The sequence below is a fragment of the Rhizorhapis sp. genome (assembly GCF_035276005.1).
Classification (GTDB): Bacteria; Pseudomonadota; Alphaproteobacteria; order Sphingomonadales; family Sphingomonadaceae; genus Rhizorhapis.
Map to the genome: position 1 here is coordinate 1 of NZ_DATEMB010000060.1, position 14,891 is coordinate 14,891.

14 protein-coding genes are annotated in these 14,891 nt (G+C 61.8%); 8 read left to right on the plus strand and 6 right to left on the minus strand.

What is annotated here, in order from left to right; genetic code table 11:
* Positions 1–1,710 (minus strand): dihydroxy-acid dehydratase (gene ilvD / locus VJS46_RS13535; RefSeq protein ID WP_324060594.1); only part of this gene is annotated, 1,710 nt, incomplete at its 3' end.
* Between the two features lie 96 nt (positions 1,711–1,806).
* Between ilvD and VJS46_RS13540 the strand changes: the two genes are divergently transcribed.
* The gene (locus tag VJS46_RS13540; RefSeq protein WP_324060595.1) at positions 1,807–2,724 is read left to right on the plus strand and encodes a LysR family transcriptional regulator; all 918 of its coding nucleotides are present in this window, start codon (positions 1,807–1,809) and stop codon (positions 2,722–2,724) included.
* Here VJS46_RS13540 and VJS46_RS13545 read toward each other — a convergent pair.
* Entirely contained in the window at positions 2,714–3,283 is a 570-nt protein-coding gene (locus VJS46_RS13545; RefSeq protein ID WP_324060596.1) for a hypothetical protein, read from the minus strand. The two genes, VJS46_RS13540 and VJS46_RS13545, sit on opposite strands and share 11 nt — an antisense overlap.
* A 237-nt stretch (positions 3,284–3,520) precedes the next feature.
* Between VJS46_RS13545 and katG the strand changes: the two genes are divergently transcribed.
* Together katG and VJS46_RS13555 are read left to right on the plus strand one after the other, a co-directional pair.
* The gene (gene katG, locus VJS46_RS13550; RefSeq protein ID WP_324060597.1) at positions 3,521–5,773 is read left to right on the plus strand and encodes a catalase/peroxidase HPI; all 2,253 of its coding nucleotides are present in this window, start codon (positions 3,521–3,523) and stop codon (positions 5,771–5,773) included.
* A 115-nt stretch (positions 5,774–5,888) separates the two neighbouring features.
* Complete coding sequence (locus VJS46_RS13555; protein WP_324060598.1) at positions 5,889–6,338, plus strand: c-type cytochrome; 450 nt, start codon at positions 5,889–5,891, stop codon at positions 6,336–6,338.
* 21 nt (positions 6,339–6,359) lie between these two features.
* Here VJS46_RS13555 and purU read toward each other — a convergent pair whose 3' ends face one another.
* Together purU and VJS46_RS13565 are read right to left on the minus strand one after the other, a co-directional pair.
* The gene (gene purU / locus VJS46_RS13560) at positions 6,360–7,214 is read right to left on the minus strand and encodes a formyltetrahydrofolate deformylase (RefSeq protein WP_324060599.1); all 855 of its coding nucleotides are present in this window, start codon (positions 7,212–7,214) and stop codon (positions 6,360–6,362) included.
* A 113-nt stretch (positions 7,215–7,327) separates the two neighbouring features.
* The gene (locus VJS46_RS13565; protein ID WP_324060600.1) at positions 7,328–9,514 is read right to left on the minus strand and encodes a molybdopterin-containing oxidoreductase family protein; all 2,187 of its coding nucleotides are present in this window, start codon (positions 9,512–9,514) and stop codon (positions 7,328–7,330) included.
* A 426-nt stretch (positions 9,515–9,940) separates the two neighbouring features.
* Between VJS46_RS13565 and VJS46_RS13570 the strand changes: the two genes are divergently transcribed.
* Together VJS46_RS13570 and npdG are read left to right on the plus strand one after the other, a co-directional pair.
* The gene (locus VJS46_RS13570) at positions 9,941–10,132 is read left to right on the plus strand and encodes a hypothetical protein (protein ID WP_324060601.1); all 192 of its coding nucleotides are present in this window, start codon (positions 9,941–9,943) and stop codon (positions 10,130–10,132) included.
* Position 10,133: 1 nt separating this feature from the next.
* Positions 10,134–10,790: an NADPH-dependent F420 reductase gene (npdG, locus tag VJS46_RS13575; RefSeq protein WP_324060602.1), complete on the plus strand. Its 657-nt coding sequence runs from the start codon at positions 10,134–10,136 to the stop codon at positions 10,788–10,790.
* A 206-nt stretch (positions 10,791–10,996) separates the two neighbouring features.
* Here the strand turns inward: npdG and VJS46_RS13580 are convergent, their stop codons facing one another.
* Positions 10,997–12,031, minus strand: coding sequence for an LLM class flavin-dependent oxidoreductase (locus VJS46_RS13580; protein WP_324060603.1), 1,035 nt, complete (start codon positions 12,029–12,031; stop codon positions 10,997–10,999).
* Positions 12,032–12,216: 185 nt separating this feature from the next.
* On the opposite strand from VJS46_RS13580, the gene VJS46_RS14265 reads away from it, so the two are divergent.
* From VJS46_RS14265 to VJS46_RS13595, 3 genes are read left to right on the plus strand one after another with little or no spacing between them, the layout of a single operon-like run.
* Positions 12,217–12,513, plus strand: coding sequence for a hypothetical protein (locus tag VJS46_RS14265; RefSeq protein ID WP_414708025.1), 297 nt, complete (start codon positions 12,217–12,219; stop codon positions 12,511–12,513).
* A gap of 15 nt (positions 12,514–12,528) precedes the next feature.
* Complete coding sequence (locus VJS46_RS13590; protein ID WP_324060604.1) at positions 12,529–13,482, plus strand: NAD(P)-dependent oxidoreductase; 954 nt, start codon at positions 12,529–12,531, stop codon at positions 13,480–13,482.
* A 27-nt stretch (positions 13,483–13,509) separates the two neighbouring features.
* Positions 13,510–13,899: an ester cyclase gene (locus VJS46_RS13595; RefSeq protein WP_324060605.1), complete on the plus strand. Its 390-nt coding sequence runs from the start codon at positions 13,510–13,512 to the stop codon at positions 13,897–13,899.
* 140 nt (positions 13,900–14,039) lie between these two features.
* Here VJS46_RS13595 and VJS46_RS13600 read toward each other — a convergent pair whose 3' ends face one another.
* Positions 14,040–14,885, minus strand: a complete 846-nt coding sequence (locus VJS46_RS13600; protein ID WP_324060606.1) for an SDR family oxidoreductase — start codon at positions 14,883–14,885, stop codon at positions 14,040–14,042.
* Between the last annotated feature and the right edge of the window lie 6 nt (positions 14,886–14,891).

Consider the following 14,891-nt stretch of genomic DNA (forward strand, 5'->3'; position numbering starts at 1 on the left):
GGTACGGCGCGCGGCAAGGATGCTGTCATCGACGTCGAGGCGGATCGCCCGGTTGGGGATGTCGATGAAGATCGGATCGCCGGTTTCGACGAGCGCGATGAGACCGCCTTCCGCCGCTTCCGGTGAAGCATGGCCGATGGAAAGCCCGGACGTGCCGCCGGAGAAGCGCCCATCAGTGATGAGCGCGCACGCCTTTCCAAGCCCCTTCGACTTCAGATAGCTGGTGGGATAGAGCATTTCCTGCATGCCCGGCCCGCCCTTGGGCCCTTCATAACGGATGACAACAACGTCGCCCGCCTTCACCTCATTGCCAAGGATTCCGGCGACCGCCCCGTCCTGGCTTTCATAGACGCGCGCTGTTCCCTTGAAAGTCAGGATGGACTCGTCCACGCCCGCCGTCTTTACGATGCAGCCTTCGGGCGCCAGATTGCCCGTGAGAACCGCAAGTCCACCGTCCTTCGAGAAGGCGTGTTCTGCAGAGCGGATGACGCCGCTCTGGCGGTCAAGGTCCAGCTCCTCCCAGCGCGCCGATTGGCTGAAGGCCACCTGCGTCGGCACCCCTCCGGGCGCCGCACGGTAAAAATCATGCACGCTGGCGCTTGTCGTGCGGACGATGTCCCAGCGCTCGAGGGCGTGGGCCAGGGTCGGGGCATGAACAGTGGGCAGCGAGGTGTCGATCAGCCCGGCGCGGTCAAGCTCTCCAAGGATGGCCATGATGCCGCCAGCGCGGTGCACATCCTCCATATGAACATCGTTCTTTGCCGGGGCGACCTTGCAGAGGCAGGGCACGCGCCGCGACAGGCGGTCGATGTCGGCCATGGTGAAATCCACCTCACCCTCGCGTGCTGCAGCGAGCAGGTGGAGCACCGTGTTGGTCGAGCCGCCCATGGCGATGTCGAGGCTCATCGCATTCTCGAAGGCCGCGAAGGTGGCGATGCCGCGGGGAAGCGCCGTCGCGTCGTCCTGCTCATACCAGCGGCGGGCGAGATCGACGATCAAGCGGCCCGCTTCCCTGAACAATCGTTCGCGGTCGGCGTGGGTCGCCAGAACCGAACCATTGCCGGGGAGGGAAAGGCCCAGCGCTTCGGTGAGGCAGTTCATCGAGTTCGCGGTGAACATGCCCGAGCAGGAGCCGCAGGTCGGACAGGCCGAGCGCTCGACCGCCGCCACTTCCTCATCGGTATAGCTGTCGTCAGCAGCGACAACCATCGCGTCGACGAGATCGAGTGCGCGCTTTTCGCCCTTCACCACGACCTTGCCCGCTTCCATCGGCCCGCCGGATACGAAGACGACGGGAATGTTGAGCCGCATCGCCGCCAGCAGCATGCCGGGGGTGATCTTGTCGCAGTTGGAGATGCACACCAGGGCGTCGGCGCAATGGGCGTTGACCATATATTCGACGCTGTCGGCGATGAGGTCGCGACTGGGCAGCGAATAGAGCATTCCGCCATGGCCCATGGCGATGCCGTCATCGACCGCGATGGTGTTGAACTCCTTCGCAACGCCGCCCGCCGCCTCGATTTCGCGCGCGACGAGCTGGCCCAGATCCTTGAGGTGGACATGGCCCGGCACGAACTGGGTGAAGCTGTTGGCCACCGCGATGATCGGCTTGCCGAAATCTTCGTCCTTCATCCCCGTGGCGCGCCAAAGGCCGCGCGCGCCCGCCATGTTGCGGCCGTGGGTGGTGGTTCTGGAGCGGTAGGCGGGCATGGAATTCTTTCTGATGTGATGATGGTTGTGGCTACAGCAGTTGGGTTACTGCAAGAAATATATTATTGATGACTTATTAAGTCACAGGAAGTCTTAATGGATGTTCGTCAGCTAAGGCATTTCGCGGCAGTCGCGGAAACGCTTCATTTTGGCAGGGCCGCCGAACGGCTGCATATGACCCAGCCGCCGCTCAGCCAATCGATTCTGGCGCTGGAGCGCGAACTTGGCGCAGCGCTTTTCACCAGGACGAAACGGCGCGTGGCGCTGACCGCCTTTGGCGCGCAATGGCTGACCCATGTGCAGCCGGCACTGGCGGGCCTTGATGCACTTTCCGAAACGGCAACACAGTTGCGCGACGGAAGGATCGGGCATTTGACGCTGTCGTTCGTCAGCACGGCCGATTACAATGTGCTGCCATCGCTCGTCAGCCAGTTCACGGCACGCTTTCCTGGCGTCGAGCTGCGGTTGAACGAAGCGACCAGCGACGTGCAGATCCCGGCGGTGCTGGAACGCCGCGCGAATGCCGGGATCATCATTCCCCCGGCGGCGGCCTTGCCTTCGGAGCTTGGCTATGTGCGCCTGACCCATGAACCCCTGGTGGCGGCGGTGCCGGAGCTTTGGGTGAGTGAAAAGCGCCTGGAACTCGTCGATGGACGCTTGACCCCGCAGGCCGTGCTGGGCTTGCCGCTGATCATTTTTCCGCGAGCTGTGGCGCCCGCCTTTTATGATCTGGTGACCGATTATTTCTCAAGTCATGGCGGGCAAGCGGAAATCGTTCAGCAGGCGATCCAGATGCAGACGATCATCAGCCTCGTTTCCGCGGGTCTGGGGATCGCGCTGGCGCCTGCATCCTTGCGCAATCTGTCGCGGGCAGGGGTGCAGTATCTGGACCTAGCAGGCACAGCGCCGATGCTGGAAACGGGCCTTGTCTGGAGACGAAATGACGACTCGCCGACCTTGCGCCATTTCCTGCAGATCATCAATGAAATGGGCGGTCAGCCGCTCATGCCCTGAGCGCAAGTTCGCCCTGTCCGGTGAGATTGGGCCCGGCCATGGCTGCAGGCGCGAGGCGCTGCGCTTCCCCGATCAGCGTATAGACGGCATGGCGTTGTGCGCCACGGTTCTGATGGTCGACGGCATAGCCCTGATAGTGGCGGCGCAACAGCCCGGCCTTGACCAGTTCGGAGACGGCACGGCTCAAATTGCTTTTCCCGGCCGTGCGCACGCGTGTCTGCATTTCCGCCTCGACCGCTTGCTGCCTGGCTGTGGCGTCTTCGGGAAGCAGGCCCCGCTCATTCAATTCCTTGCGGATGCGCTCGGCCAGCGCCGTGCTTCTGGGACCGCGCTGGGCCATCGGCGTGAGCGCGTCGCACAACCAGTCACGAAGCGAGATGAGTTCGCCTTCCTGATTGATCCAGGGACCGGCGCTTCCATCAGGGCGCGCGACCTGCGCGATCAGGCTGAGCAGCATGAAGGCGTAGCGCGGTCTGCTCGAACATTGCGCAAGCTGGTGGAGCAGGTTCGCGACGTTGCAGTTGCTGGCGGACTTCAGGGGCTGGGCAGGATGAAACATAACATGACGGAATCAAGCACAAATCATGATCAATGTGAATCCCCAAATTCCGCCAGCACATGATCTTGTCGGTTATGACACTCTGGCGGATGACGTTGTAAACGCGGACCAAATCGGTTTCGTCGATATCTCTGAGCAGGAATTTGCGTTTCGTTACGCATGCAACCACCAGCTAAGCGGTGACCACTCTATAACTCAATAACGAGCCTTCGTTCGTCAACAGTGGGAAAAGCAGAGATGTTCTACAAGCCGAAAACCTTGTTAATCGCCGCCCTTTTGGGAACCAGCCTATCGGGCTTGAGCGCACCGGCCCATGCCAGCGGAGCCCAGGCGGCAGCCGAAAGCAGCACCCCCGCCAAGCCGGGCGGCATGACCAACAAGGACTGGTGGCCCCAGCGGCTTGACCTCACGGCATTGCGGCAGAACGAAGCTCAGTCCAATCCCTATGGGGCCGATTATGACTATGCGAAGGAATTTGCTTCGCTCGATCTTGACGCAGTCAAGGAGGACATCCGCAAGGCTCTGACGACATCGCAGCCCTGGTGGCCGGCTGACTATGGCCATTATGGTCCTTTCTTCATCCGCATGGCCTGGCACGGCTCGGGCACTTATCGCGTGGGTGATGGGCGCGGCGGTCCTGACGGTGGCGAGCAGCGCTTCGAGCCGCTGAACTCCTGGCCCGACAATGTCAGTCTCGACAAGGCCCGCCGCCTCGTCTGGCCGATCAAGCAAAAATATGGCCGCAAGCTGTCCTGGGGCGATCTGATGGTGCTCACCGGCAATGTCGCGCTGGAGGATATGGGTTTTGCGACCCTCGGTTTCGCGGGCGGCCGCGTCGATGCATGGCAGCCCGATCTCGTCTTCTGGGGTCCTGAAAGCAAGATGCTGGCCGATCAGCGCCGCGATGCGAAGGGCAATATCAAGGGGCCGCTCGCAGCGACGCAGATGGGCCTGATCTACGTCAATCCAGAGGGTCCGAACGGCAATCACGACCCGATTTCGGCTGCGGCCGACATCCGCCGCGCCTTTGCCAGCATGGCGATGGATGATGAGGAAACGCTGGCCCTGATCGCGGGCGGCCACACCTTCGGCAAGGCCCATGGCGCGCACAAGCCCGAGGAATGCCTGGACAAGGAACCCGGCGCCGCCGGGATCGAACAGCAGGGTCTGGGCTGGGCCAATAAATGCGGCAAGGGCCACTCGGAGGACACGATCACATCGGGCCTCGAGGGCGCCTGGTCGGCGAACCCCATCCAGTTCACCACCCAATATGTCGACAATCTGCTGAACTTCGACTGGGTCAAGACCAAGAGCCCGGCTGGAGCCACCCAATGGATCCCGACCGACCCGGCAGCCGCCAATATCGTCCCCGATGCGCATGTCGCAGGCAAGACCCATGCCCCGATCATGTTCACGACCGACATTGCGCTCAAGGAAGACCCCGCGTTCCGCAAGGTGCTCGACCGCTGGCAGAAGGACCCGGAACAGTTCTCGCAGGCCTTCGCCCGCGCCTGGTTCAAGCTCACGCACCGCGACCTCGGCCCGCAGGCGCGCTATCTTGGCAAGGATGTGCCGACGGAGACCTTCTCCTGGCAGGATCCGCTGCCCGAAGCGAAATATGCAATGATTGACAGCCAGGATGTGACCCAGCTCAAGGGCAGGATTCTCGCCTCTGGCCTGACCGTTCCCGAACTGGTGCGCACCGCCTGGGCATCCGCTTCGACCTTCCGCGGCACCGATATGCGCGGCGGAGCCAATGGCGCGCGCCTGCGGCTCGACCCGCAGCGCAACTGGGCGGTCAATGACCCGGCGGAATTGACCAGGGTGCTGGCCAAGCTTGAGACCATCCGCAAGGATTTCAACAAATCCGCGGCGGGCGGCAAGCAGGTCTCGTTGGCCGACATCATCGTGCTGGCCGGAAACGCGGCGGTCGAGCAGGCAGCGGCCAAGGCCGGGCGCACGATCAGCGTGCCCTTCACACCGGGGCGCGTCGATGCTGCGCAGGCGCAAACCGATGCCGCCTCTTTCGCCTATCTTGAGCCCAAGGCCGATGGCTTCCGCAACTATTATGCGGCCAACGCGGAGCTGGCCCCGGCCGAAGCACTGGTCGACAAGGCGGACATGCTGAACCTGACCGTGCCGGAAATGACGGTGCTGGTGGGCGGCATGCGCGCGCTCGGAGCCAATAGCGCCAAGTCTGCAAATGGTATCTTCACCGAGCGCCCCGGCACGCTTTCCAACGACTTCTTCGTCAACCTGCTCGACATGCGGACGGCTTGGTCGAAATCGACCAAGCCCGGCCTCTACGAGGGCAAGGACCGCGCCACCGGAACGGTGAAGTGGACCGCAACGCCGATCGATCTCATCTTCGGATCGAACTCGGAATTGCGCGCCGTGTCCGAAGCCTATGCTTCGGCCGACGCGGGCGACTTGTTCGTGAAGGACTTCGTCGCGGCCTGGGCGAAGGTGATGAACGCCGACCGCTACTGAGCATCGGTACGCCAATAAGGGGAGGGCGGGGTCAAGTGGCCACGCCCTCCCTTGATGGCGGGCCTGCCGCTTTGCAAAGATTCAATTCCTTGGGGAACAGAGCGGAAAGCGCGAAATGATCCGCTTCGCATTCGTCATGATCGCGCTTCTTGCCGCGCTGCCTCTGTTCGCCGGGGCTGCCGCGACGGTGGAGCGGCCCGTCCCGGCGCAGGCGGGCAAGAAGCACTTCATCCGCTGTGTCGCCTGCCATTCCGTTTCGGCGGCGTCCCGGCCCACGACCGGCCCCAATCTCCAGGGAATCGTAGGCCGCAAGGCCGCGTCCGTCGAAGGCTTCCATTATACCACCCTGCGCCCCCAGACGTTCCTTTGGGATGAGCAGCGCCTCGATCGCTGGCTGAAGGCTCCACAGGCCGACTTTCCGGGGCTGTGCCTGCCCTTCACCGGCTTGGCGAAACCGGAGGATCGCGCGGCCCTCATTGCCTATCTGAGGAATCCGGCTCCGCAGAACGGGCACCATAAGCTGACCAGCCTGACACGGTCCTCTGCCATAGAAAAAGACCGCTAAACCGCTATAGGCATCCGCCTGTCAATCGCCGAAGACGACGGTCTTGCTGCCGTTGAGCAGCACGCGGTCGTCCAAGAACCAGCGGACGGCGCGTGCGAGAACGCGGCGCTCGATGTCGCGGCCCTTGCGGACGAGATCATCGGGCCGGTCATAGTGATTGATGCGCTCCACATCCTGCTCGATGATCGGCCCTTCATCCAGGTCAGCCGTCACGAAATGGGCCGTCGCGCCAATCAGCTTGACCCCGCGCTGATGCGCCTGGTGATAGGGTTTGGCACCCTTGAAGCCGGGCAGGAAGCTGTGATGGATGTTGATGCAGCGGCCCGCCAGGAAAGCCGCCAAGCCGTCGCTTAAAATCTGCATGTAGCGGGCCAGCACGACCAGGTCGGGCTGTGTCTGCTCGACCACCGCCTTGATCTGCGCTTCCTGCTGCGGCTTGCTTTCCCTGTCCACCGGAAAGTGGAAGAACGGAATGTCGCCGATCAGGGCGTTGGTCAGGGCTTCGCGCGGATGATTGCTGATGACGCCGACCACATCCATGTCGAGCTCGCCTATGCGATTACGGTACAAAAGATCGCCAAGGCAGTGATCGAACTTCGAGGCCAGAAGCAGGACGCGCTTGCGGTCATTTTGCGAGCGCAGCCGCAGGTCCATCTGAAATTGTTCGGCGCAAGCGCCGATGCGGTCCCGGAACCGGTCCAGCGAAGCCGCCGGAATTTCGAACATCATTCGCATGAAGAAATTTCCGGTTTCGCTGTCGTCAAACTGGCGGGCCTCCTGAATATCGCCGCCATTCTCGCTCAATGAACCGGCGATCGCGGCCACGATGCCGGGCCGGTTCTTGCAGGAGGTCGTAAGGATAAATTTCCGGTTCATTCTTCATCTCTTTGCGTTGGGGGGCATGGCGGCTCCGGCGATGCCGGCGCCTATATGCTCCATAAAGCGCGCAACCCGGACAGACCTATGCGCTCATGGTGCGGATATACAAATCAGCCCGGCATTGAGTGCAGGGGAATGGGGGAGACGGTCACGGTTATGCCATCGACATGGACCATTCCCGAGACCTGTTCCCAATCCTCCGGCCGGGCGGAGGCGAGCTGATTGATATTCGCTCCAGGAAGCCCATTGGCGCGCTGCCAGCCTCCATCATGTCCCCATCCATGAGGATAGCTCACCGAGCCCGGCACGACTTCGTCGCTGATCTCCACCTCCACCTCAAGGCTCGCGGTCCGGCTGGCGATCCGCACGGTCTGGCCATTGGCGATCTGCCGGTCGCGCGCGTCGTCGGGGTGCATCAGCAAGGTCGGCTTGTCGGAACGGACCAGCCGTTCGACATTGTGCATCCAGCTATTGAGCGAGCCCAGCTTGCGCCGCCCGAACAGCGAAAGCGTACCGGCGCCGCCGCTGCCGTCCTCGGCGAGGAGGCGGTCCATCTCATCGCTGGTGATCTGGTGCCATAGCCGGAGCCGCCCGTCCTGCGTCCGCACGCGCGACCAGCTTCCGGCCGCATCGACCCTCTCGGCCACGCGGGCGCCATGAGGAAAATCCTGGCGCAAGCGCTCTATGGTGAGCCCCTCAGGATTGGCGCCGAAGCGGTCGCCATAGGGACCGGTTCGAAGCATCGAATCCGCTATCTGCATCAGTTGCGGACGGGAATTGTCCTCTTTGGCGAAGGCAGGGAACAGGCCCGGAAGTCCCAACCGCTCCAGGATTTCGCTATAGATGTCATATTCAAGCCGCGCCTCTCCCTGCGGTTCGATCACGGCGGCGCTATATTGTACCCAGGGCCGGGGGGCGTTCGTCACCCACATTTCAGTGAGGTCGTCGCGCTCATAAAAGGTGGTCGCCGGCAAGATATAGTCGGCATAGCGCGACGTTTCGGTGACATAGAGGTCGATCGCGACATGGAGTTCGAGCTCTTGCAGCGCCGCGCTTGTCGCCGCGCCGTCGGGATAGGCATTCACCGGATTGCCGCTGTCGACGAACAAGGCCCTGATCTGACCCTTGCCCGGCGCCGTGATCTCCGCCGCCAAGGTGCCGCCCGGCGTCAGGCCCATGAGCAGCGGAAGGTTGCCGACGCGCGAACGCGCGCTGCCATAGCTCGGGACAGAGACCGGGGCGGCGGGGTCGATGATCGGGTTGGCGCCGGTGATCCAGCCGCCGGAAACGCCAAAACGGCCGGCGACGATGTTCAGCGATTCAATAAGCACATTGGTGAGTGTCGAGAAGGGGCCGCGGTTCGTCCCCACGCGGCCATAGCAGGCCGATGTGCGCGCCCGGACGAAGCGCTCCGCCAGGCCGCGGATCCTGTCGGGATCGACACCGCAGCGTTGTGCGGCAAGCTCCGGCGTGATGTGACGCACCGCCTCGCGCAGCGCTTCCCAGCCAGTGGTCCGTGCCTCAAGATAGTGGCGGTCCTCCAACCCCGCGGCAAAGATATGGTTCAGCATCGCGGCGAGCAGCCAGACGTCGCTCGCTGGCCGGATCGCCACATGTTCGAACCGCTCGGCCGTCTCGGTCCGGCGGGGGTCGACCACGACCACACCGCCCCGCGCATGGATTTCGGACAGCTTGTGCAGCGCGCGAGGCTCCGACACCAGCGACATGTGCGAAACCATGGGATTGGCGCCAATGCTGATCAGGAAATCGCAATCTTCAAGATCAGGGAAGGTGTAATTGGCGGGATTGCCGAAAATCAGCTCCAGCGCCAGATTTTTGGAGCCGGTGTCGACATGGACGGCGTTGAATATCTTGGCGCCGCCCAAAGCCCTTCCGAAGGTGCGGGCATAGCTATTGTGCAGCGTGCCGAAGACGGCGGGATTTCCCACATAAATGCCCACCGCCTCGCCGCCGTCGCGGTCGATCACTGCCTTCAACCTGGCGGCGATATCGCTGAGCGCTTCCTCCCAACTGACAGGCGTGAACTCTCCGGCGGCAGGACCGCGTTTCAGCGGCGTGAGCACGCGGTCTGGATCATAGGTGACCGAAACCATGCCCGGTCCCTTGACGCACAAATGGCCATGGGACACCGGGTGGTCGCGATCCGGCCCGACTTTGGTGATCCTGCCGCCCGCCACCTGAGCAACGAGGCCGCATTGCGCCTCGCACAGGCGGCAATAGGTGATATGCTTGCCGTCGGCACCGGGAACCGTCGAAAACATGTTCTCGCTGTCCATATCGCCATCGCTCTCCTCTCTGTGCTTGCCTTTGCAGGGACCGGACATGTTTCCTGGGCAGCTCTTGCAGAGGTTTTCGATACTTATGCCCGGCTGGTCAAGGCCTCCGATAGCCGTGCAGCCGCCAGGGGGAGCGTGGATGTAGCGATGCCCGATGCTGATGCCTCGGCGGGATAAAGTTTCCAGAGCCGGTATCCCTGCATTTTCGTAGCCGTTCTTCGCAGGAATACAGGAAGAGAAGAACAGAAACAGTGTTGATAATTTCCGAGGAAGATATACGACGGACAGGAAGTTGGATCCTGTTGGAAGGTGTTTTGCGCCGCATCGCGATGCTGAGGTCCTGAGGCGCTGGCAATACCGAATTCTGAATGGCGGTTGCAACAATAGCGTCCCGGCACAAAGACCGGACGATAATAGGAGAATAGCGTGAATCGCACGCAAAAGGCCATGGAGCTGATAGCTGATACTGACCCGATGGCGCTGACCGCCATGCCGCTGCCGGAGCTTTTGGAAAAGGAGCGGATGGCGAAACTGGCCGCTGACGCCGGACGCCATGCGCGGCAGCGCACAACCCTATATCAACCCGTCGGCCGGCAACTGGCCGCAGCAGGAGAATGAGATGACCCGTAAGGCAATTGCCATCGTTGGCGGCACTGGAAAATTGGGTGCCGCCATAGCGCGCCGCCTTGCGAAGGCCGGGCATCAAGTGGTCATTGGGTCGCGCTCAGCGGAGAGCGCGAAGACGGCTGCCGAAGAACTGGGCTTCGGCATCGAGGGCAAGACGAACGCTGAAGCCGCAAGAGCCGGAGACATCGTCATCGTGACCGTGCCCTTTGCTGCGCAGGAGGCGACGCTTGCCGAAATCGCGCCCCATGTTGCAGGCAAGATCGTGGTCGACACCACCGTTCCCCTGGTTCCTCCCAAGGTCATGCGAGTACAATTGCCTTCCGAAGGCAGCGCCGCGGCGCGCGCGCAACGGCTGCTGGGAGAGGGGGTCACGATGGTCTCCGCTTTCCACAATGTCGCTGCCCACAAGCTCGCCACGGACGAAGACATTGCGTGCGACGTGCTCGTATTCGGCGATGACAAGGCGGCGCGCTCGGCCGTGGTGGAACTCGCCAATGCGGCAGGGCTGCGCGGTGTGCATGGCGGCGCACTGGCCAATTCCGCTGCTGCCGAAGCAATGACCTCCGTGCTTATTTTCATAAACAAGACCTACGCTGTCGACGGCGCAGGCGTGCAGATCACGGGCAAGCTCGTCGAACCCGCAGATTGAGAACAAGCAGGAAATATTGAAGAAGGGCACCGGTCAGCGGGAAGTAATTGCGGTAGTGGCGGTGTCTGGGAACTCCGACTATCAGATCAGCAAGTTCTCATGAAAAGAGACCCGTTCCGGCTTTGATCGAACCGGAGCGGGTCTGAAAGTCTTTATCCTCGTGAGTTCCGGGTCGCCGGACGCCTCCATCCGGCTTCGAAATCACCTCAGTTTGACATTGCCACGGCTACATCCGCAGGGGCGAAAGCGGGGATGATTTCGTCGCGGAAGATATCCATCGTCCGAAGTCCCCATTCGAGCGGAAGATCAGCCATCATCGGCGCGAAAACGAAATAGTTGATATCCACCTGATCCGCCATTTGCGCGATCTGCTCGCGAACCGTGGCGGGGCTGCCCGCCGCCGCCCATCCCTCGCGCACCGCCTGGGCAAGATTGTCGGGGGGAACGATCGGCGAGGTGATGGTAAAGCCCGCCTCATTGGCGAGCTTCAGCAGATTGGCCCGGTGATAGCGCAGGGCGCGATCGCCGATGCGCAATGCCTCCTCGTCGGTATCCGCGACATAAACATAGCGGGTGAGGCCGATTTTCGGGTTTGCTCCGGAGGCGCCGGGCTTGAAGTTCTCCTTGAACATCTTTGCTGCTTCGGCGCAGGCGGCAAGCGGGCCGTTCAAAACGGTGTGGAAGCCCTGCTGAGCGGCCCAGGCAAGCGATGCCCCGCCGCCAGCGCTGGGATACCAGATCGGCGGATGGGGCTGTTGAAGGGGACGGCTGTCGAGCGGCGCATCGATCCTGTCCTGCGCTCCCTGGCGAGTCATCTTGCCTTCGGTGAGGCCCTGCATCAGCAGCGGAAACATCTCGTCGAAGCGTTCCTTGGCAGTGCCGGGATTAAGGCCGAAAAAGCCAAGCTCGATGGGATTGGCGCCGCGGCCGATTCCCAGTTCCACCCGGCCATCGGAAAGATGGTCGAGCATGCAGATTTCCTGCGCCAGCCGATATGGGTCATAAAGCGGCAACAGGTAGACCAGCGCACCCAGGCGGAGGGTTTTCGTCTGCTGCGCCAGCGCCGCCAGGAAAAGATTGGGCGAGGGAACGAGGGAGAGAGGCGTGCCATGATGTTCCGCCAGATGATAGGCGTAGAACCCGGCCTCTTCTGCCCGTTTTGCAAGGACGAAGCGTTCGCGATAGGTCGTTGCGGGCGACCGGCTCGAACGCTCGCAATGGTCAAAGATCCCAAAGTCCACGAAACTCTCCTTTTCGAAATTGGCACCGCTGCTCGGCACGGGCAGAATGAAAATCTAACGATACAAAGTAAATTGACATTGTCAAGTATTCCGTTAGCAACGGTGGCAATGATCGACAAGCATGTGTGATGGAAATACCCCTGTCGCGGATCGGCTTGCGCGCCTGCTTTTATGAAGGACCGTTTGTGCCCGTACATTTGATCACAGGCTGCAGTTCGGGCTTCGGGGAGGGGATTGCGCTGGCGTTCGCCAGGCGCGGCGACACGGTCATTGCCACCATGCGTAATCCGGACTCCGCGCCAGCGCGGCCGATGTGCTGGACGATCTCCCCGGTGACGGACGCAGTGATCGCCGCCGCCACGGATCCGGAACCCAAGGCGCGCTATTTGGCCGGAGTCGGTCTTGCGCTGGAGATCGAGGGATCGATGGCCGAGTTGGAGCGGCTCCACACGTTTTCCGCCCAGCGCTGTGGCATCGAATAGTTTGGAGACCGGCAAATGACGATCCTGATAACCGGAGGACTTGGCTTCATTGGCTCGCACGTTGTTCGCGAGTTCCTCGACAATGATGAGAAGATCGTGGCGACGCGCTTCGGAGCGGAGACCATCGCTCCCTTTCTCGAACAGCATCTGGGCGGACGTCTGGCGATCGAGGCGCTGGATGTCGCCAGCCCGCATGCGGTGATCGATGTCTGCAGGCGGCACAGCGTCGAGAGTATCGTTCACCTCGCCGGGCCGCCGATCGGCCTGGTGCCGCCGATCGAGGAATACCGGATCAATATGGCCGGTCTGCTCAATATCATCGAGGCCGCGCGTATCGTCGGAGCGCGGCGTGTTTCGATCGCCAGCTCGATCGCCATCTACATGGGGCTTGAAGGGCCGCTCGTGGAGACGATGAAGGTCAGGCTTGAGCCCGGCCACACGATCGAGGCATTCAAGAAGGCCGAGGAACTGCTGGGGCAATATCTTGCCGGTGCCAGCGGCATGGATCTTATCAGCCTCCGTCTCGCGAGCATATATGGGCCGCTTTATCGCACCTTGCGGCACTGGCCGGCGCAGCTTGTGCATGCGGCGGTGAAAGGGCTGCCGGCCCCGCTCGCCATCCCGGGGCTGCCGCCCTTCTACCGCGAGGATCATGCCTCGGACCTCTGCTATATCGCCGACTGTGCGCGGGGAATTCGTCTCGTCCACAATTCAGGCCGGCTGCGGCACAAGGCCTATAATATCGGCTGCGGCCAGGATGTGAGCTATGGGCGTTTCGCCGATGCCGCGAGCGCGGTTTTCCCCGGTCTCAAAATCCATATGGAAGAAGGCACCGGCCCTGAAAACTGGCCGGGATCCACATTGGATATCACCCGCGCGGCCGAGGACGCAGGCTATGAGCCAAGCTATACGATCGAGCAGGCGCTGGAAAGCTATGCGGCATGGCTGAAAGAAGGACATCCCTACTGATGCGCCGGATGATCGAGAGCGGGAAAAATGCCGGTGGCTGATCTTGAAACTATATACCATTCCTATCTCGCTTGCTGCAACGAGCGGAGATTCACCGATTTGGGTGATTTTGTTCACAATGCCCTGCAGCATAATGGCGCGACCATTTCACTGGACCATTTTACCGGCCGCCTTCGTTCCGTGATCGAGGCGGTCCCGGATTTCCGGTGGGAGTTGCAGGACCTTGTGGTCGATGATCGGAAGGTCGCGGTCCGGATAATGTCCAGCGGGACGCCACGGGCAGAATGGATGGGGATGGCGCCCAACGGCAAATCGGTGAAAGCGGCGGAATATGCGTTTTACCACTTCCGCGAAGGGAAGATCGCGAAGATCTGGTTCCTGTTCGATATTCTGTCGATCCGCTCGCAATTGAGTTGATCGGCTATCATGCGGTGCCGCATTTCTCGCTTGTTTCGGCCATTTCCATTTTTCCCGAGCATAGTACGCTCGAAATGTCTCGATTGCGCTCGACACGAACGGAGATGGCGCATTTCAAGCCGGATCAAACCTGCTCTGGGCTATTGTGACGCAAGGAAATCCCGCGTGGCGTCAAAGGCCGCCTCGATCCGGCGATGGCGCTCCTCAAGCCAGGGCTGAACGCGCAGATGCGTGAAGACATAGGCTTCATTGTCGACGATCGCCTTGATCACCCGTTCGCCTACCGTCTGCGGCGAGATGCCGGTTTCCTTCAATATCTTGTCGACAACCGTCGCCTGACTGCCGCTGGTCGCGCCGCCGAAGCGGCTTTGCCGGTTGCGATCGGAGGTGCCGATGTTGGTCGCCACCTCTGCCGGGGCGAGAATCGATACGCCTATGCCCTGCGGTTCCAGATCGATGCGCAGCCCCTCGGAAAGAGCCGTCACGGCGTATTTTGTGGCGGCGTAGAGCCCTTGATGCCAATGCTCATTCTTGCGCACCTGGAAACCGCCGATTGAACTCGTATTCACGATATGACCGCCCTGCCCGGTGGCAAGGATCAGCGGAACGAAAGCCTTGATGCCGTTCAGCACGCCATAGAGATTGACGTTGATGGACCAGTCGATCGCCTCGTCCGGAATTTCGTGGACCGGCTTGGCATTATAGGCAACGCCTGCATTGTTCACGAGGATGTCCAGCCTTCCGAACCTTTCCCGCACTGTTTCTGCGGCGGCGTACATCGCCTCCCGGTTCGACACGTCGACGGCGAGCGGCAGCAAGGCTGCGCCGGTCGATGACAGATCGGCCGCCGCAATGTCGAGCGCGCCCTGTTCGATATCGATCATGGCGACCGCGACACCGCGCTTGGCGAGCGATTGGGCGATCCCGAACCCGATCCCGGACGCGGCACCGGTAACGACAGCTACTCTGTTCTGGAAATCCTTCATATTTCT